16 protein-coding genes are annotated in these 18,127 nt (G+C 34.0%); 9 read left to right on the top strand and 7 right to left on the bottom strand.

The window, feature by feature from the left end; translation table 11 throughout:
• Positions 1 to 12 precede the first annotated feature (12 nt).
• Complete coding sequence (locus PQ462_RS21015; protein WP_274251446.1) at positions 13 to 1,290, bottom strand: replication-associated recombination protein A; 1,278 nt, start codon at positions 1,288 to 1,290, stop codon at positions 13 to 15.
• Positions 1,291 to 1,454: 164 nt separating this feature from the next.
• Here PQ462_RS21015 and PQ462_RS21010 point away from each other — a divergent pair, with 164 nt between their 5' ends.
• Together PQ462_RS21010 and PQ462_RS21005 are read left to right on the top strand one after the other, a co-directional pair.
• Positions 1,455 to 2,219, top strand: a complete 765-nt coding sequence (locus tag PQ462_RS21010) for a rhomboid family intramembrane serine protease (protein ID WP_274251445.1) — start codon at positions 1,455 to 1,457, stop codon at positions 2,217 to 2,219.
• A gap of 70 nt (positions 2,220 to 2,289) precedes the next feature.
• Positions 2,290 to 2,793 (top strand): hypothetical protein, encoded by a 504-nt coding sequence (locus PQ462_RS21005; protein WP_073409068.1) that lies wholly within the window; start codon positions 2,290 to 2,292, stop codon positions 2,791 to 2,793.
• Between the two features lie 2 nt (positions 2,794 to 2,795).
• On the opposite strand, the gene PQ462_RS21000 is transcribed toward PQ462_RS21005, so the two are convergent.
• The 6 genes from PQ462_RS21000 to PQ462_RS20975 all read right to left on the bottom strand — a co-directional run bounded on the left by PQ462_RS21000 (position 2,796) and on the right by PQ462_RS20975 (position 12,599).
• Positions 2,796 to 3,596: a DUF2490 domain-containing protein gene (locus PQ462_RS21000; RefSeq protein ID WP_274251444.1), complete on the bottom strand. Its 801-nt coding sequence runs from the start codon at positions 3,594 to 3,596 to the stop codon at positions 2,796 to 2,798.
• 40 nt (positions 3,597 to 3,636) lie between these two features.
• Entirely contained in the window at positions 3,637 to 4,371 is a 735-nt protein-coding gene (rlmB, locus tag PQ462_RS20995; protein ID WP_012022498.1) for a 23S rRNA (guanosine(2251)-2'-O)-methyltransferase RlmB, read from the bottom strand.
• 82 nt (positions 4,372 to 4,453) lie between these two features.
• Positions 4,454 to 5,701 (bottom strand): hypothetical protein, encoded by a 1,248-nt coding sequence (locus tag PQ462_RS20990; protein WP_274251443.1) that lies wholly within the window; start codon positions 5,699 to 5,701, stop codon positions 4,454 to 4,456.
• Positions 5,702 to 5,718: 17 nt separating this feature from the next.
• Positions 5,719 to 7,185, bottom strand: coding sequence for a SusD/RagB family nutrient-binding outer membrane lipoprotein (locus tag PQ462_RS20985; RefSeq protein WP_274251442.1), 1,467 nt, complete (start codon positions 7,183 to 7,185; stop codon positions 5,719 to 5,721).
• 3 nt (positions 7,186 to 7,188) lie between these two features.
• Positions 7,189 to 10,452: a SusC/RagA family TonB-linked outer membrane protein gene (locus tag PQ462_RS20980; RefSeq protein ID WP_274251441.1), complete on the bottom strand. Its 3,264-nt coding sequence runs from the start codon at positions 10,450 to 10,452 to the stop codon at positions 7,189 to 7,191.
• Positions 10,453 to 10,922: 470 nt separating this feature from the next.
• On the bottom strand, positions 10,923 to 12,599 hold the full coding sequence (locus PQ462_RS20975) for a hypothetical protein (protein ID WP_274251440.1): 1,677 nt from the start codon (positions 12,597 to 12,599) through the stop codon (positions 10,923 to 10,925).
• Between the two features lie 207 nt (positions 12,600 to 12,806).
• On the opposite strand from PQ462_RS20975, the gene rpsL reads away from it, so the two are divergent.
• The 7 genes from rpsL (at position 12,807) to rplW (ending at position 18,124) form a co-directional block, all read left to right on the top strand.
• A complete protein-coding gene (gene rpsL / locus PQ462_RS20970; protein ID WP_007136570.1) occupies positions 12,807 to 13,190 on the top strand; it encodes a 30S ribosomal protein S12 in 384 nt (127 codons plus the stop codon).
• Between the two features lie 24 nt (positions 13,191 to 13,214).
• The gene (gene rpsG, locus PQ462_RS20965; protein WP_012022493.1) at positions 13,215 to 13,691 is read left to right on the top strand and encodes a 30S ribosomal protein S7; all 477 of its coding nucleotides are present in this window, start codon (positions 13,215 to 13,217) and stop codon (positions 13,689 to 13,691) included.
• An 11-nt stretch (positions 13,692 to 13,702) separates the two neighbouring features.
• Positions 13,703 to 15,859 (top strand): elongation factor G, encoded by a 2,157-nt coding sequence (fusA, locus tag PQ462_RS20960; protein WP_012022492.1) that lies wholly within the window; start codon positions 13,703 to 13,705, stop codon positions 15,857 to 15,859.
• A gap of 10 nt (positions 15,860 to 15,869) precedes the next feature.
• The gene (rpsJ, locus tag PQ462_RS20955; protein ID WP_007803605.1) at positions 15,870 to 16,175 is read left to right on the top strand and encodes a 30S ribosomal protein S10; all 306 of its coding nucleotides are present in this window, start codon (positions 15,870 to 15,872) and stop codon (positions 16,173 to 16,175) included.
• Positions 16,176 to 16,579: 404 nt separating this feature from the next.
• Positions 16,580 to 17,197: a 50S ribosomal protein L3 gene (gene rplC, locus PQ462_RS20950; RefSeq protein ID WP_012022491.1), complete on the top strand. Its 618-nt coding sequence runs from the start codon at positions 16,580 to 16,582 to the stop codon at positions 17,195 to 17,197.
• Positions 17,197 to 17,826, top strand: coding sequence for a 50S ribosomal protein L4 (rplD, locus tag PQ462_RS20945; protein WP_012022490.1), 630 nt, complete (start codon positions 17,197 to 17,199; stop codon positions 17,824 to 17,826). The genes rplC and rplD overlap by 1 nt, the downstream gene beginning before the upstream one ends.
• Positions 17,827 to 17,833: 7 nt before the next feature.
• Positions 17,834 to 18,124, top strand: a complete 291-nt coding sequence (rplW, locus tag PQ462_RS20940) for a 50S ribosomal protein L23 (RefSeq protein ID WP_012022489.1) — start codon at positions 17,834 to 17,836, stop codon at positions 18,122 to 18,124.
• The last annotated feature ends 3 nt before the right edge of the window (positions 18,125 to 18,127 follow it).

The raw sequence follows: 18,127 nt of genomic DNA, 5'->3' as shown, positions 1-18,127 counted from the left end.
TAAAATACGGATTTAATATCCGTATTTATCTTTCCAGCGGTTCTTTAAAAATTCGCGGTTGCTGTTCTCTCTTGAATTGCTTCCTGGATTGTAAAGAACCGTTTCTTTTATAGCATCAGGAAGAAATTCCTGTTCGGCAAAATTATTGGCATAATCATGCGAATATTTATAGTCTTCACCATAACCTAACTCTTTCATAAGTTTAGTCGGCGCATTTCTTAAGTGAATTGGAACCGGTAAATCGCCCGTTTGTTTTACTAACTGCTGTGCGTTTCCAATGGCCATATACGATGCATTGCTTTTTGGCGATGTTGCGAGGTAAATAGCGCATTGGCTTAAAATGATTCGGCTTTCCGGATATCCAATTGTAGAAACGGCCTGAAAAGTATTATTAGCCATGATAAACGCTGTTGGATTTGCATTTCCAATATCTTCGCTCGATAAAATAAGCATTCTTCGTGCTATGAATTTTACATCTTCACCGCCTTCGATCATTCTTGCCAGCCAATAAACAGCCCCGTTAGGGTCGCTTCCTCTTATTGATTTTATAAAAGCAGAAACAATGTCATAATGCTGCTCTCCAGTTTTATCATACAAAACGGTATTTTGCTGAACTAATGCAAGAACGCGATCATTTGTTATTACTATTTCATCACTTGCAGCTGCATTAACTACAAGCTCAAAAATGTTGAGTAGTTTTCTTCCGTCACCTCCAGAAAGTCTTAATAAAGCTTCTGTTTCTTTAAGGGTTATATTTTTTGAAGAAAGTTCTTTGTCAATTTTTATGGCGCGGTGTAATAACGCCTCTAAATCGTCTTTCGTAAATGCGTTTAGTATATAAACCTGACTTCGGGATAATAATGCGGGAATGACCTCAAAACTTGGGTTTTCTGTGGTTGCACCAATAAGTGTTATCCATCCTTTTTCAACAGCAGCCAAAAGTGAATCCTGCTGCGATTTGCTGAATCGGTGAATCTCATCAATAAATAAAATAGGATTTTTGGCAGTAAAAAGTCCTCCGCTTTGTTTTGCTTTTTCGATTACATCTCTAATATCTTTAACCCCAGAATTTATGGCACTCAGTTCATAAAAGGGACGTTTAGATTCTTGCGCAATAATTTGTGCCAGAGTCGTTTTTCCAGTTCCCGGCGGTCCCCAAAAAATTAAGGACGGAATTATTCCTTTCGAAATTTGCTGCGTTAAAGACCCATTCGGGCCTACCAAATGACTTTGACTTATATAATCTTCTAGTGTCCGTGGGCGAATACGCTCTGCTAAAGGTGCTTCCATTTTGTAAAATTACTATTTTCAAAATTAATTTTATTGCTTCAAGAGTGATATACGAATTCAATTGTAAAACATTTAACAAAAAATCATGCAGCTGACAAAATATCAGTAGATTTTCTTTGGATAGTTTTTTGATGTCGGTATCTACAACTTTGACCTGAAACTATATGAATGATAATCACTTTAAATTTTCGAATGCAGTTGTTGGACTTCCGCTGTTTTTTGTGCTTTTTTTATGGATAATTTATTGGATTCAAATTCGTTTTGATGTCGATTTTTATCAAAACGGAATTTATCCGAGAGATTTTTCCGGATTGCAAGGTGTATTATTTAGTCCTTTTATTCATGAAAACTTAGAGCATTTATATAATAATTCAATTCCGCTTTTAGTATTATTGGCAGCATTGCAATTTTTTTATCCGAAACAGTCATTTGTGGTAATTGTTTTTGGAATTTTATTTTCGGGCTTAATAACCTGGATTATCGGCAGGGCAAATTTTCATATTGGAGCAAGCGGACTAATTTATGTTTTGGTCAGCTTTATTTTCTTTAAAGGAATTCAAACTAAATATTATCGATTAGTGGCACTTTCATTGTCGGTTATCCTGCTCTATGGCGGAATGATCTGGTATGTATTTCCAGATGTTGATAAAACAATCTCCTGGGAAGGTCATCTGGGCGGATTCATAACAGGATTTGGACTTTCACTGTATTATAAAACTCCCGAATATACAAAACCTATAATTTACGATTGGCAAAGACCAGACTTTGATCCTTCAGCTGATCCTTTCATGAAACATTTTGATGAAGATGGTAATTTTGTGAATACCGAAGTTGTTGAAGAAGAAACAGAAAATTTAGATTCTTTTTTTAATTCGAATATTACTGTAAATTATATTGTAACAAAATCAGAATCAGGAGATAAAGGTTGAAATGTAAACGGGGTTTAATTAAAATGCTTAATTTTGTTTAAGACCATTTTTAATTTCATTTTCTGATAGTATGAAAAAACTTTTTTTTACAGGTTTGATTTTATTGATTTTAGGAAATAAATCTTTTGCACAATGTGAGATAAAAAACAGAGTGCTTGCAGATGGTTCTATGATTTATTATTCTGATCCGGAAGTGTTTTATACAACAAAATCAAAATCATTAAAAATAAATATTGTAACAGATAAAGAAAGTTATTTTGTTGCCTTGCAGCCAACTCCTTTCCCTGAAAAAAAGATAGGTAAAAAAATTACAGATGATTTAGTGATACATCTTGCAGATAAAAATGCCTACAAGCTGACTCATTATGATACGCAGTATATACAAAATGATTCTGTTATGCAGGTTTTGTATTTAATAGATTCTAAAGATTTAGAAGCTTTCTCTAAGTTTGAAGCACTTGTGGCGACTATAAACATGAAAGGGACAGAGTTTATTCGAGATTATAATTTCAAACTCCACAAAGACGAAATTGTAAAACAGCTGGCTTGTTTTTTAAAGAAAGAAGATAAGTAAAACTATTCATCATTTTCTTGAGGAGTTTGATGTAAAAGTTTTTTGCTTAGGTTTTTAAACAGATTGTTGAAAGTAAGAGTTAGTGAACCTGCATTTACGATTTGATTTCCGTTATCTCTAGGCAGATATTCATTTGCATAAGTTATCTCAAGTTGAATGTCATCTGTAAACAAATACCCGGCTCCAAGATTTAATCTGTTTCTGTCAAAAAAACTTAATCCGGTTACTTTGGTTTCTGATTTTAAAAAAATCTCATCAGAAGCAATAGCGTAAACAACACCACTTCGAAGAACTTTACTATTTATTGGTTTTAAGTATTTAATTTGCTGCCGATATCGAATCACATTTTCATAAGTGTCATCTTCGTTTCTCATGTGTCGAAGTTCGGTACGCATTCTTGTGCTAAGTGTGTATCCCGTTTTATGAAAATAATAAATACCCTGTAAAGCAAACCGCCATTCAGGAGATTCGAATTGACCAATTTCCGGAACATCTTTGTTGTTGTAATAAGCTATAAAAGAAGAAAGCTTCCAACGTGGATTTAAATAATAATGTCCCCAGCCGCGAAAAGATCTTTGAGTGTTTTGTTCAAATATATTCGGAGATGATTCTGTACTGCTGTAGCTAGTGCCAAGATTTAGTTCTGTTGACCATTTTTCATTGATGGTTCTGTTAAATTGAACTTCTCCCCAAAATTGATTGTAGTGTATGGTTTGTCCGCAGCTAATACTTGTAATTAAAAACATTACAAGTATTGAACATGCTTTTTTATTTAGTATGGTATGATTAGGGTTTAAAGACATAAATTGTTTTATTTAATTGTCATTCCTAATTCTATGTTACTTAACTTCTTTGACGGACAGCTTCGTATAAAAATGCTCCGCAGGCAACAGATACATTTAATGATCCTATAGATCCAAACATTGGTAATTTTGCTTTTTCATCTACGATTTTAAGAACAGAAGGATTTATTCCTCGATCTTCAGATCCCATTATAATAGCCAATGGTTCATTTAATGATAAATCATAAATGTTTTGATCTGTTTTTTCAGTTGCAGCAACCGTTTTAATTCCTGAACCCTGTAAATAAAAAATAGCATCTTTAATATGTTCAACCTTACAGATTGGCACATTAAAAACAGCGCCTGCCGAAGTTTTAACAGTGTCGCCATTTACCGGCGCTGAACCTGCTTTTTGAACAATGATACCATTTACACCAGTACATTCTGCAGTTCTGATTATAGCACCAAAATTTCGGGCATCAGAGATTTGATCTAAAATTAAAAAAAGAGGTTTTGAACCCGAAGCAATAGTTGATTCAACAAGATGTTCTATATCGATAAACCCAATTGGTGAAATTGTAGCAACAGCACCTTGGTGGTTGTTTGGCGTTAACCGATTTAATTTTTCAACAGGAACGTAAGAGAAATTGATGTTGGCACGTTTCATAACCTTCATCAAATCTTTCATTAACTCTCCTGAAATCTCTTTTTGTATAAATACTTTGTCGACTTCCTGACCTGCTTGTATTGCTTCTATAATGGCTCTAATGCCAAATATTTGATGTTCTTTTTCCATGTAGCAAATATAGGTATATTGTTTATATAAAAAAACCATCCCGAATGGGATGGTTTTAAATATATAATCTTAGAAAAGATGATTAATCTTCTTCAGCTACAGATAATACTCCTTCTTTGAAAGAGAATTTAAGTTCTTGGCTAGTTGCACCTTGAACTTTGTCACTAACTTTTAAGATTCCAGTGTAAAGAACATCGTGGTATTCTGGAGATGATGCCGTTCCGAAGTTAACACTTCTAGTGACTTTGTAAACTACAACATCACCAACATTTAGATTAGTTAATGAAGTAACTTTTGCACCTGCAGTATAAGCAGTCTCAGCAGCAAATAAATTAGCAGTAGCATAATCTAAACCAGCAGCTTTAACAAAATCAATTGGAGTTTCTCCAAAAGCAGCGATACCGAATGGGCTTACAAATTGTATTTCAGCATTAGCAGTGTTTGTAGAATCATAGCTTGATCCTGTTAAGAAACTAAATTTGCTAGCAGAAGCACTATTAGAGATACTTCCATTTAATGCAGATCCGAAAGTTTGATCAGCGATAGTAACTGTTGTTGAGATTACATCTGTTTGAGTTCCTGCAGTAACAGTAAATCTATAAGTGATTTTATCTCCAGCTACAAGTCCTCCATACGTAGAGTAAGGAATGTTAGCGATGTCAATAGTTCCTGCTGTAGTCGCGAAAGTACCAGGAAGCGAACTAAAAGCTCCATCGTTTTTGCTCCATTCTCCTACTACAGATTGAATAGTTGTTGTAGCTTTTTTAACTGTAGCATAATGAATTTCTACTGGAGTTGGATCGTTAAGTTTAAAAGATGATACTCCGCTTGTAGCATTTGTTACAAGGTCACCATCATCGTTATATACTTTCCAAACAATTCCTTTTCCTACTGTAAGTGTGAAAGGCATTGTTGTTGTAGAACCGTCTGAATAAGTTGAAACGATTAACAACGAAAAAGTACCAGTTTTAGCAATGTTTACCGGAGGTGTAGCTGTATTAGGGAAAACGTCAAAGCTTCCTAATGTAGAAGTATTGAATGAAGCAACACCATCAGCAATTGTAGCATCAGAAACTTTAGCTCCACGTACAAATACTTCGCTTGCAGCAGCAGTATTTTTGTAAATCTCAACTTTAGTAGCCGTTACTCCTTCTTTAGTATAAATTTTAGAAGGCAGGTTATAGTTGTTGTCTAAACGGCTGATACTAGCCGTTTGTGGAGCAACACTTCCTCCTACATTATCTGCCATTGCAACATCGTCATCCGAAGAACAAGATGCGAAAGCAACAAGCATAGCTAATGCAGCAATTTGTTTTATATATCTTTTCATATTAATATTATTAATTATTAGAATTTATCCCAGAAAACGTGAGTTGTTACTTTGTCATTACCTAACTTAGAAACCGCAGCTTGGTAATTAGTTTTGTTCAACGTTTGCTCAATTCCAGGGTAAGAATAACGTTTAGGAACTTCAGTGATATCACCAAAAGTACCAGCTGGAGCAACAAGAGCAGGGAAGTCAAGTCTTCTGTAAGAAGTCCATGCTTCAAATCCTCTGTTGTAGTAAGCAATCCAAGCTTGTTCACCAATTTTTTGTTTCCAAGTTCCAGCTGCAGTAGCATAAGCAACTTCTGGTTTTGTTAAGTAAGCAGCGATATCAGTATTAGAAACATTCCAATCTTGTAATGAAGCAGTAACTGCATTGTTATAATGAGTCGCAGCAGAACCAGCAGTGATGCCTCTTTCTACAGCCTCAGCTAGCAAGAATTCAACTTCAGAATAAGTTAATAATACACCAGGATATGTTGGAGCCTGAATTGTTGTAGTAATATGAGAGAAGCTTCCGTATACGTTAACTGAACCATATTTTCCACCAAGATACTGTCCAGATCCTTCTGGGAATTCTGTAAAGTATTTAGCTCTTCTTGGATCTTGAAGTGAATTTAATTTATTTACAAAAGTATCTGCAGGGATAAAGTCATTACGTCCGCTAGCTACTAAATCAACATATAATGGGTTAGCATTTGGCTGTGTACTTGCGTAAGTCATATATGCACCATCAGCGCTTGATGTAAAAATACCATCTGTAATTGCAGCGTTAGCTTGTGTAGTTGCATAAGCAGCATCTACATCATGCATGTTAATTGCCATTCTTAAACGTAATGAATTAGCAAATTTTGCCCAGCTTGCAGTATTACCTCCGTAGATTAAATCAGCAGAACCAAAACTTCCTACGCTTGTATCTAAAGAGTTTGAAGCAGCAGTTAATTTTGCAATAAGATCTTTGTAGATCGTTTGAGCGTCATCATACTGTGGTAATGGATAATTAAGAATATCTAAAGCCTGAGTATAAGGAACATCTCCAAATGTGTCAACTAAAATACCATAAGAATAAGCTGAAACGATATCAATAATTGCAATTTTATTATCAATAGCAATTGCTTCTTCAGCTGTTCCTACGAAATTTGCTTTTTGAGAAACTAATAGGTTTCTAGCCTCTTTGTAATCTCTTAATACGTCACGGTAGTAAACTAACCAGTGAGTATCTGGAATTTTACGTCCAGTAAGATCGTATTGAGATTCTTGAGGATATTGTACCTCTGCCCAGTGTTGAGCAAATAATCTAAAAACATTATAGTTTACAGAAGTACTTGTTACTTGGTCAACCATTGCGTGTTCTGCATTAGTGAATAAGTAATTAGCTTCAGTATATGTTGGACGTTTAGTGTCCGTATTTAATCCTGTAATATCATCAGTACATGATGAAGCAAACAGGCTTATGATCGGGATTAATAATAATAGTCTATTTTTCATAGCTTAGAATTTTATTGTTAGGTTACAACCAATGTTTCTAGTTGTAGGTAAAGATCCTAGAGATACACCCATAGAACCAGCGTTAGATCCTAATCCACTTTCTGGATCTGCATCAGGAAGGTTTTTTTGGATTATCCATAAGTTAGATCCAATAAGAGAAACTCTCATGTCTGTCAATTTCATTTTAGAAACTAATGAACTTGGTAAAGAATATGAAATATTAACCTCTCTTAATTTGATGAATCCAGCGTCGTAAACAGCTACTTTTCTTGGACCATTAGTGTAAGCATTAGTTACAGCTCCTTGAGCAGCTACTACGTACTCAGTTCTTGTAGTGTTAGGAGTTCCATCAGCGTAAACACCTGGAAGGATAATACCACCACCATTAGCTACAGTATTTCTTAAAGGATTTCCTAAATCGTTAAGTCCTCCAGTTTCGTCTGTTAATCCAGTTCCAATTCCATACCATTGGTCAGTTGAGAATACATCTCCACCGTGTTTAGCATCGATTAAGAAGCTGAAAGATAAGTTTTTGTAAGAGAATTTGTTACGGATACCACCAATCCAGTCTGGATTAACGTTTCCAATAATGTTGTTTGTAGATGTGTTTACTACGTATCTTCCTGTTGTAGGGTTGATAATTGGTTGACCATCTGCAGTGTAAGTGTAGTCAGTTCCTTTTAAAACTCCAAAAGGTTGTCCTACTACAGCATTTAATGTAACAGTACCAGGGAATGAACTAATTTGTAAGTTTTCGATTCCGTCAGCTAAAGCTGTTACTTTATTTTCGTTTTTAGACCAGTTAACCATAATGTCCCAAGCGAAATTGTTTGTTTTAACTGGAGTTGCGTTAAATTGAACCTCGATACCTTTATTTTGGATGTTAGCAGCGTTAATATAACGGCTAGAATTACCAGTTGCAGTAGAGTAAGGAACGTTAATTGCTTCTCCGTTGTTTACGTTTTTGTAAACACTCACGTCAAAACCTAGCCTTCTTTTAAAGAATTGCATCTCAAGACCAATCTCTTGTGTTTTTGTTTTAATTGGCTCTAAATCTGGGTTGTTTTTGATGTTATTTACAGAGTATTGTTGTTGTCCGTTAAATGCGTCAAGTTTAGAATAAGTATCTATTAAAGCTTGTCCTGGCGTACCAAGTGGGCTTTCAGAATAACCTGCTCTAAGTTTACCAAAAGTTAACCAGCTAGCGTCGATTGCTTTAGTGAATACCCAGCTTCCTGAAACAGAGTAGCTTTCTAATGCATTGTTATCTACTGGTAAGTTAGAAAATGCATCTCTACGTGCAGTAGCATCTAAGAAAAGTGCATCAACATAACCTAATGAAGCAGAAACATAGTAACTGTTTACACCACTTTTTGTAGCTCTTTCATATGGATATGGACTTGCGTCAACAGAGTTAGCTAAGCTGTAAAGACCAGGAATGATAAGACCTCCTTGTGTAGAAGCAGTAATTGTATTGAATACGTTTCTTCTGATAGTTCCCCCAGCTACACCATTTAAACTGAATTTCTCTCCGAAATTTTTCTTAAATGTAAGTAATAAATCGTAGTTCTGCTCAGAGAAGTTACCATTGTAACGTTGGTAACCTGATTTTTCATCTAATGCATTGATACCAAAAACTTTTGATACAGATCCAACAGCAACTCTTTCTTCACGAATCTCATCATAAGTATCTGTAGAGATTTTTGCAGTTGCAGATAACCATTCAGCAATTTTGTAAGTGAAGTTAGCATATCCTACAAAACGGTTTCTTGTATCATTTTGATAGTTTTGGTAACGCTCAAAATAAGGGTTGTTCCAATAAGCTGGAGATCCATCTTCGATAGATTTTCTATTCCAAGTAATGTTTTGTCCTCCAGAGTTGTTGTAAGCTTGTTCTAATTCTTTAATATCAACATTTGTCTGCCACCACTGACGGAAACCAGAGATCATGTTATCACTGTATCCAGTCATGTTTCTACCAACTGCATTCTGATTTGAGAAGTTAGCAAATGTGCTAAGAGATAATCTGTCAGAAAATTGGTGGTTTATTTTTAAACTGAAGTTGTTTTTGTTTATTTCACTATTTGGTAAAATACCAGTTTGTTTAGTGTTAGTGTAGTTAAAAACAATATTCGATTTGTCGTTAGCATCTTCGAAAGAGATACTGTTTACTAATGAAAGTGAGTTTTTAAAGAATGAAGTTGGATCATTAGCTGCAGCCTTCCAAGGAGTAGCTTTTCCATAATTTGGGTTTCCAGGATATGCAGAAAAAGCATCCCATTGGTAAACATTGATTGAAGGATCGTATGCGCTACCTACAGAAGCATCATCTCCAAAACCTACAACTCTGTCAATTACACCGTCTCCATCAACATCTGTATTGTTTGTGAAAGATCCAGATCCGTAACCAGCACCGTAATTTTTTTGATATTTTACGAAAGTACTTTTATCAATAGTCCCAGATACTACTTCAGATGAAACAGTAATTCCAAGTCCTTTTTTAGCTTTACCTTTTTTAGTAGTAATCATTAATACCCCGTTACCAGCTAAATATCCGTATAATGCAGATGCAGCAGCACCTTTCAATACGTTGATACTTTCGATGTCTTCTGGGTTAATGTCCATACCATTGTTACCATAGTCATAACCTTGTCTACCTGTAGATTGTGATGTTAAACCGTCAGTAGAAGTGTTTGAGTTGTTGATTGGCATACCATCAATAACAATAAGCATCTCGTTAGTTTGTCCAATAGCTTTTACACCACGTGAGATAGCACTTGTAGAACCTCCAAAGTTTGAGTTTCTAGTAATATTAACACCGGCTGCTTTACCTGAAAGTTCATTCAAGAAGTTTCCACTTGAAGTTCCGCTTCTTAAGTCAGAACCTTTAACCTCTTGAGTTGCGTATCCAAGAGATTTTTTCTCTCTTTTGATACCCAAAGCTGTTGTTACAACAACACTTTCAAGTTCTTGTGCATCTCCGCTCAATTTAACATTGATTACAGATGAACTTGCTGCTACTTCTTGAGTTTTCATCCCAATGTAGCTAAATACCAAAACTTGGCTTGAAGATGCTTTGATAGAGAATTTACCATCAAAGTCAGTTTGCGTTCCTGCTTTAGTTCCTTTAACTAATACACTAACACCTGGCAAAGGCATTCCTGCATTATCAGAAACTGTTCCAGAAACAGCTCTTTCTTGCGCAAAAGAAAGTTGCGCAACTAGTACTAATAAAAGCACTAAGAATCCATTGAACTTTAGTTTCATTTTTAAATATTTTGAATTAGTATCGCAAAACTCTTAATAATTTGTTAACTTTCCTAATATTAAAAGCTTTTTTTTTAGTTAAATTATGATTTTGCTCTATGATTTTGTTTTTTTATTGTTAATAAAAGCATCTGATTTAGGAATTCTCAGAATTTAAGGTAAATTATGATAATAATTAAAAATATTTACGCACGAATAAATGTTAAATTTATTAATACTTAGTCATTTATTGTTTTTTTTATAACTTTTATACTATAAAAATTATCCTCTTTATGATAGGCTTTTTGTTAAAAATGGTTTTCTTTTATAAAAAAAGCTACTTATATGTATAAAAAACGCAGAAGTGTAATTTTATTTTTTTTGTTAAAAAATGACTTTATGATAATTTAACAATGCGGCTGTAATTGTTTTTTTTAGAGCTAAATCCCTTTTTTAAAAGTTTCGGTTATTTATGTTTTATGGTATATGAATTAGAATTTTACATTATAGGATAAGTTTAAAATGCTATTGTAAAATTTAATATTGCTATTGTTTATTGTGCCGTTTGCTATTGTTAGTTTTAGAAGTCCATTGGATGTTAATATTCCAATGCCTATTCCAACTGATATTAAATTGTTGAATTTTTTATTTTCAGGAGATGTTTGATCTTGGTATAAGCCGTAATCTAAAATTGAATGAAGATAAAGATTTTGATTTGCCAGAAAGCGATATTCAGTTAATAGTAAATTTATACTATTGCCTTGCAAGCTGTTTTCTGCAAATCCTCTAATTGAATTCATTCCGCCAAAACGAAATAATTCATTGTTTATGTAATTTGTGCTTTTCAGGTAAAGTAGTTGCGGGTTGATGTATATAAAATTCTTCTTGTTTAGTTCAATGTTGTATGCTAAATTTAGATTTGTGTAAAATTGACTGCTTGGTTCTGCTGTTTCTGGCAAGTTGTTGGTGTTTCTTTTTCCGTATCCTATTGTGCAGTTAAAAAAAGATTTTAATGGAAAAAGAGTGTTAGTGTAGTCAATTTTCTTGTATTCGTAATTTGATGTAATAAATGAATTTTTAAAATCACTTATGTTTGAATTGTTTGTGTTTTGGATGTCGCTTGATTCTGTTGCTTGATAGCCTAGGTAAATTTTTGAATTGTAATTTAAGAGATATCCCAATTCAATAGCTGTTTTTGTATTTTGAAAAGTACTGTCTTGTTTGAAAATATTTAACTGTGCCTTTATTGCGAGCGAAGTTTTAAATATGTAAGGTATTTCTAGTTTGGTGCTAAAAGTTTTTTGTTGATTTCCGTCGCTTTTCCAGTATAACGAAAAATGTTCTCCGGCATGGAGAGTGTTTATTAATGAAACGTCTAAGTAGCCATTCAATCTCACTTTTTTGTCTTCATTATTTGAAAATCCAATAAAGCCGTCAAAAGTGTTTGCTTTTCTTTTTTCTATATAGGTGTAGATTTTGGTAGAGTCATTCGTAAAAAGTATTTCAGGATATTTTGTTTGTGAAACAAACTCAAAATTATTAATGTCTTCGTAGAGCTCTTTTAATATTTCTTGATTAAAAGTTTTATTTAGATATTTTTTGTTGAGTTGTTTTAGATGACCTTTAGGAAAGAAGTCAGACGAACTCTGATTTGTGTAATTTAGGATGATTGAATTTACAACTCGTTTTTTTTCTTTTTTGAAATTCAGATCTGCATAAATTATTGCGTTTTTTCTTTGAATGTTTTCAAGTTTGATTTTGTTGAGTGAATAACCTGATTTTTCGGCAATTGAAGTTTCTTTTTCTAAATAGCTTTCGATTTCATTATACGGTATTATTATGGTGTCGTTTTGTTTCTTTTTGAAATTAGAAACAATATAATTTGTACCTATATATATATGTATGTATCTTATTTTGTTTTTTAATTCCAAGAAGGAGATGTATGAACTGTCATTTGTTTTTTTAGTTTCAATAATCTTGTTGTCTATATAACCTTCTTTTGAAAGTTTTTCAGAAGTGTTTTTAATTTCGTCGAAAAGTGATTTTGTATTATGGTGAATTGTTGCATAGGATAAAGAGTCAATAGTTTTATTTTCAAGAGTATTCGAACCGTTTATTTTTAGGTAAAAGTTTTGAGTGTAAGCCGAGGTGCTTATTATAATGAACAAGAATGTTTGAAAAAACAGTTTCAAGAATAAAGGTTTTTGTTTGATTATATGTGATGCAAATATCTATTGTTTGTTTGTAAAAACATACAATTAAATAATGTTGTTGAAAATTAATAGATTAACGTTTGTATAGTGAAATTTATTTTATACATTTGCAACCCCGTAAAAAGCGGGAATTTAATATCATATTAATTTTTAGTATTAATTATGCCAACAATTCAACAATTAGTAAGAACAGGAAGAACTCAGATAACTAAGAAGAGTAAATCGGTTGCTTTAGATTCTTGTCCTCAAAGAAGAGGGGTTTGTACGCGTGTTTACACTACTACACCAAAAAAACCAAACTCTGCAATGCGTAAAGTTGCGCGTGTACGTTTGACAAATGGTAATGAGGTGAATGCTTACATTCCTGGAGAAGGACACAATCTACAAGAGCACTCGATAGTATTAGTTAGAGGCGGAAGGGTAAAAGATTTACCAGGTGTTAGATATCATATCGTTCGTGGAGCGCTTGATACGTCAGGTGTTGCGGGAAGAACGCAAAGAAGATCTAAGTACGGTGCTAAACGCCCAAAAGAAGCAAAAAAGTAATTTAAAAACTTTTAAGAAAAAGACATGAGAAAAAGAGCGGCAAAGAAAAGACCACTTTTACCGGATCCTAGGTTTAACGACCAATTAGTAACACGTTTTGTGAATAACTTAATGTGGGATGGTAAGAAATCTACAGCTTTTAAAGTATTTTATGATGCTATTGATATCATCGAAACTAAAAAGCAAAATGATGAAAAAACTTCATTAGAAATTTGGAAAGATGCTTTAACAAACGTTATGCCTCACGTAGAAGTACGTAGCCGTAGAGTAGGTGGAGCTACATTCCAAATCCCAATGCAGATTCGTCCGGACAGAAAAATTTCTATGGCTATGAAGTGGTTAATACTTTATGCTAGAAGAAGAAATGAAAAATCTATGGCACAACGTTTAGCGTCAGAGTGTTTAGCTGCTGCTAAAGAAGAAGGTGCTGCGGTTAAGAAAAGAATGGATACTCACAAAATGGCAGAGGCTAATAAAGCATTCTCTCACTTTAGATTTTAATTCGTAAAGAAATGGCTAGAGATTTAAAATATACAAGAAATATCGGGATTGCTGCTCACATTGATGCTGGTAAAACAACAACTACTGAGCGTATTCTTTTTTATACTGGAAAATCACACAAAATTGGTGAGGTGCACGATGGTGCTGCGACAATGGACTGGATGGCACAAGAGCAGGAAAGAGGTATTACAATTACTTCTGCTGCTACAACTTGTACTTGGAACTTTCCAACTGAGCAAGGAAAAGTTATTCCTCAATCATTACCTTACCACTTCAATATTATTGATACTCCTGGGCACGTTGACTTTACTGTAGAGGTAAATCGTTCTTTGCGTGTACTTGATGGTTTAGTTTTCTTATTTAGTGCTGTTGATGGTGTTGAGCCTCAATCAGAGACTAACTGGAGACTTGCAGATCAATATAGAGTTCCTCGTATGGGATTCGTAAACAAAATGGACCGTCAAGGTGCTAACTTTTTAGCTGTATGTGGACAGGTTAAAGATATGTTGAAATCGAATGCGGTTGCAATTACTTTGCCTATTGGTGATGAAGCAGATTTTAAAGGTATTGTTGACTTAGTAAAAAATCAAGCTATTGTATGGCATGATGAAACACAAGGAGCTACTTTTGATATCGTTGATATACCTGCTGATATGGTTGACGAAGTGAAACACTATCGTTCTATTCTTATCGAAGAGATTGCTACTTATGACGAGAATCTTTTGGATAAATACATGGAAGATGAAAATTCTATTTCAGAAGAAGAAATCAACAATGCATTAAGAGCTGCTACTATTGATATGGCAATTATTCCAATGCTTGCTGGTTCATCTTTCAAAAACAAAGGTGTTCAATTTATGTTGGATGCAGTTTGTAAGTATTTACCATCTCCTTTAGATAAAGAAGGTATTGAAGGTATTCACCCTGATGATGCTGATTTATTAGAAGAGGATCAAACTAAAATCTTGCGTAAGCCAGATGTTAAAGAGCCATTCGCTGCTTTAGCATTTAAAATTGCTACTGATCCATTCGTTGGCCGTTTAGCTTTCTTCCGTGCTTATTCTGGGCGTTTAGATGCAGGTTCTTATGTTTTAAATACTCGTTCTGGAAATAAAGAAAGAATTTCTCGTATTTACCAAATGCACGCGAACAAGCAAAATCCAATCGAATTTATTGAGGCTGGAGATATTGGAGCTGCTGTTGGATTTAAAGATATTAAAACAGGAGATACTCTTTGTGATGAAAAGAATCCAATTGTATTGGAATCTATGAAATTCCCGGATCCTGTAATTGGTATTGCTATTGAGCCAAAAACAAAAGCTGACGTTGATAAAATGGGTATGGCTTTAGCTAAATTAGCTGAAGAGGATCCAACATTTACAGTTAGAACTGATGAGGCTTCAGGGCAGACAATTATTTCTGGTATGGGTGAGCTTCACTTAGATATCTTAGTAGATCGTATGAAGCGTGAATTTAAAGTTGAAGTAAACCAAGGTGAGCCTCAGGTTGAATACAAAGAAGCGTTTACAAGATCTGCAACACATAGAGAGACTTACAAGAAACAATCTGGAGGTCGTGGTAAATTCGGTGATATCGTATTTACAATTGAGCCTGCTGATGAAGTTGATGGTAAAGTTCCAGTTGGGTTACAATTTATCAATGCTGTAAAAGGTGGTAACGTTCCTAAAGAATATATCCCTGCTGTTGAAAAAGGATTTAGAGAAGCTATGAAAACTGGTCCGTTAGCAGGATATGCTGTGGATAGTTTAAAAGTAACTTTAACTGATGGATCTTTCCACCCTGTGGATTCTGATGCATTATCTTTTGAATTAGCTGCAAGAATGGGTTATAAAGAGTCAGGACGTGCTGCTGGAGCTGTTATTCTTGAGCCAATCATGAAAATCGAAGTTATTACTCCAGAAGAAAACATGGGTGATATCGTAGGTGACTTGAACCGTCGTAGAGGTCAGGTTAATGATATGGGTGATAGAAATGGTGCAAAAACGATTAAGGCTGATGTGCCTTTATCAGAAATGTTTGGATATGTAACTACATTAAGAACATTATCTTCTGGTAGAGCTACTTCTACAATGGAGTTTTCTCACTATGCAGAAACACCTTCTAATATTTCAGAAGAGGTAATCAAAAAAGCAAAAGGTAACGCTTAATTTTAAGAAAATGAGTCAAAAAATCAGAATAAAACTAAAATCTTACGATCACATGTTGGTAGATAAATCTGCTGAAAAGATCGTAAAAACAGTAAAAACTACTGGAGCAGTTGTAACAGGTCCAATCCCGTTGCCAACTCACAAAAAACTTTTCACTGTATTGCGTTCTCCGCACGTTAACAAAAAAGCGAGAGAGCAATTTGAAGTAATGTCATACAAGAGATTGATTGATATTTATTCATCTTCATCTAAAACTATTGATGCTTTAATGAAACTTGAGTTACCAAGTGGTGTTGAAGTAGAGATTAAAGTATAATTTTATTATATTTTTTATATAAAAAGCGAGTCAGAAATGTCTCGCTTTTTTTGTTTTTGAATTATGGGCTTTTTTGTGTGATTTTGATGTTGTATATTTAATATTTTTTTTTGCCAATTTTCGTAACCCCCTTTATTTTAAAGCTATTCGAATGATTTTTGTTGTTGTTTTATTAATTAATTGTTAAGCGTAAGTCGATTGTAAAAGAGTAAAACAGTTTGAAAAATTAGATTAGAAAAAGTTGTTTTTGAAGCTGGTTTGAAGCTTGGATTTTGATTATGAGCGATTTAATTTTTGTAACTGTTTGGTATATTCAATTTTAATGTCTACTTTTGCACTCCCTGTTTGGAAATTTCTGTTATTTTCAAATTGAAGGGAATTTTAGTAATTAATAATTAATATTTATGTCTGGGTTAATTGGTAAAAAAATCGGCATGACTAGTATTTTCGACGAAAACGGGAAAAACATTCCTTGTACAGTAATCGAAGCTGGACCATGTGTTGTTACCCAAGTCAGAACCAACGAGGTTGACGGGTATGAAGCGTTGCAACTTGGTTTCGATGACAAAAACGAGAAACATTCTACTAAAGCTGCTTTAGGGCACTTTAAAAAAGCTGGAACTGTTGCTAAGAAAAAAGTCGTTGAATTCCAAGATTTTGCAACTGAGCAAAAATTAGGAGATCTTATTGATGTTTCTATTTTTGAAGAAGGAGAGTTTGTAGACGTGCAAGGTGTGTCTAAAGGTAAAGGTTTCCAAGGTGTTGTTAAACGTCACGGTTTTGGTGGTGTTGGACAAGCTACACATGGTCAGCACAACCGTTTAAGAGCGCCAGGTTCTGTAGGAGCATCTTCTTATCCATCTAGAGTATTCAAAGGAATGCGTATGGCTGGAAGAATGGGAGGAGATAATGTAAAAGTTCAAAACCTTAGAGTTTTAAAAGTAGTTGCTGAAAAGAATCTACTTGTTGTTAAAGGATGTATTCCAGGACACAAAAACTCTTACGTAATCATTCAGAAGTAATGGAAGTAAAAGTATTAGATTTCAACGGAAAAGATACTGGAAGAAAAGTTCAACTTTCTGATTCAGTATTCGCAATTGAACCAAACAATCACGCAGTATATCTTGATGTTAAGCAATATCTTGCTAATCAAAGACAAGGTACTCATAAAGCTAAAGAAAGAGCTGAAGTAACTGGAAGTACGCGTAAGATTAAAAAGCAAAAAGGTACGGGTACGGCTCGTGCGGGAAGTGTTAAGAATCCTTTGTTTAAAGGTGGAGGAACAGTTTTCGGGCCAAGACCAAGAAGTTATTCATTCAAATTGAATAAAAACTTAAAAAGATTGGCTAGAAAATCAGCTTTCTCTATCAAAGCAAAAGAGTCGAATATTATCGTTCTTGAAGATTTTAATTTTGAAGCGCCAAACACTAAAAATTTCATTAACGTTTTGAAAGCTTTAGGGTTAGAAAATAAAAAATCTCTATTTGTGTTGGGTGAGTCAAATAAAAATGTATATTTGTCGTCACGCAATTTAAAGGCTTCTAATGTCGTAACTAGCTCAGAATTAAGCACTTACGCAATATTAAACACTAATAATTTAGTGCTTTTGGAGGGTTCTTTAGAGTTAATTGAAGAAAATTTAAGTAAATAATAGGAGTATGAGTATCATAATTAGACCTATAGTAACTGAAAAAGTAACCAAAGAAAGTGAAGTTCTTAACCGCTTCGGATTCGTTGTTGACAAAAAAGCAAACAAAGTTCAAATTAAGAAAGCTGTTGAGGCTGCTTATGGAGTAACTATCGTTTCTGTTAACACAATGAATGTGAGACCAGACAGATCTACTAAATACACTAAAAGTGGTTTAATCAGTGGAAAGACAAATGCAATCAAAAAAGCAATTGTTCAAGTACAAGAAGGAGAAACAATTGATTTTTACAACAATATCTAAGAT

The sequence above is a fragment of the Flavobacterium sp. KACC 22758 genome, assembly GCF_028736135.1.
GTDB classification, from domain to species: Bacteria; Bacteroidota; Bacteroidia; order Flavobacteriales; family Flavobacteriaceae; genus Flavobacterium; species Flavobacterium johnsoniae.
Note: the sequence above shows the minus strand (reverse complement) of the source record. Positions and strands in the feature narration are given on the sequence as shown.

Excerpts from the sequence above, each read along its gene's own strand:
- fusA (WP_012022492.1), top strand. The coding sequence starts at position 13,703 with ATGGCTAGAGATTTAAAATATACAAGAAATATCGGGATTGCTGCTCAC.
- PQ462_RS21010 (WP_274251445.1), top strand. The coding sequence starts at position 1,455 with ATGAATGATAATCACTTTAAATTTTCGAATGCAGTTGTTGGACTTCCG.
- PQ462_RS20980 (WP_274251441.1), bottom strand. The coding sequence starts at position 10,452 with ATGAAACTAAAGTTCAATGGATTCTTAGTGCTTTTATTAGTACTAGTT.
- rplC (WP_012022491.1), top strand. The coding sequence starts at position 16,580 with ATGTCTGGGTTAATTGGTAAAAAAATCGGCATGACTAGTATTTTCGAC.
- rpsG (WP_012022493.1), top strand. The coding sequence starts at position 13,215 with ATGAGAAAAAGAGCGGCAAAGAAAAGACCACTTTTACCGGATCCTAGG.
- rplW (WP_012022489.1), top strand. The coding sequence starts at position 17,834 with ATGAGTATCATAATTAGACCTATAGTAACTGAAAAAGTAACCAAAGAA.
- rpsL (WP_007136570.1), top strand. The coding sequence starts at position 12,807 with ATGCCAACAATTCAACAATTAGTAAGAACAGGAAGAACTCAGATAACT.
- PQ462_RS21015 (WP_274251446.1), bottom strand. The coding sequence starts at position 1,290 with ATGGAAGCACCTTTAGCAGAGCGTATTCGCCCACGGACACTAGAAGAT.
- PQ462_RS21005 (WP_073409068.1), top strand. The coding sequence starts at position 2,290 with ATGAAAAAACTTTTTTTTACAGGTTTGATTTTATTGATTTTAGGAAAT.
- rplD (WP_012022490.1), top strand. The coding sequence starts at position 17,197 with ATGGAAGTAAAAGTATTAGATTTCAACGGAAAAGATACTGGAAGAAAA.
- PQ462_RS20985 (WP_274251442.1), bottom strand. The coding sequence starts at position 7,185 with ATGAAAAATAGACTATTATTATTAATCCCGATCATAAGCCTGTTTGCT.
- PQ462_RS20990 (WP_274251443.1), bottom strand. The coding sequence starts at position 5,701 with ATGAAAAGATATATAAAACAAATTGCTGCATTAGCTATGCTTGTTGCT.
- rpsJ (WP_007803605.1), top strand. The coding sequence starts at position 15,870 with ATGAGTCAAAAAATCAGAATAAAACTAAAATCTTACGATCACATGTTG.
- PQ462_RS21000 (WP_274251444.1), bottom strand. The coding sequence starts at position 3,596 with ATGTCTTTAAACCCTAATCATACCATACTAAATAAAAAAGCATGTTCA.
- rlmB (WP_012022498.1), bottom strand. The coding sequence starts at position 4,371 with ATGGAAAAAGAACATCAAATATTTGGCATTAGAGCCATTATAGAAGCA.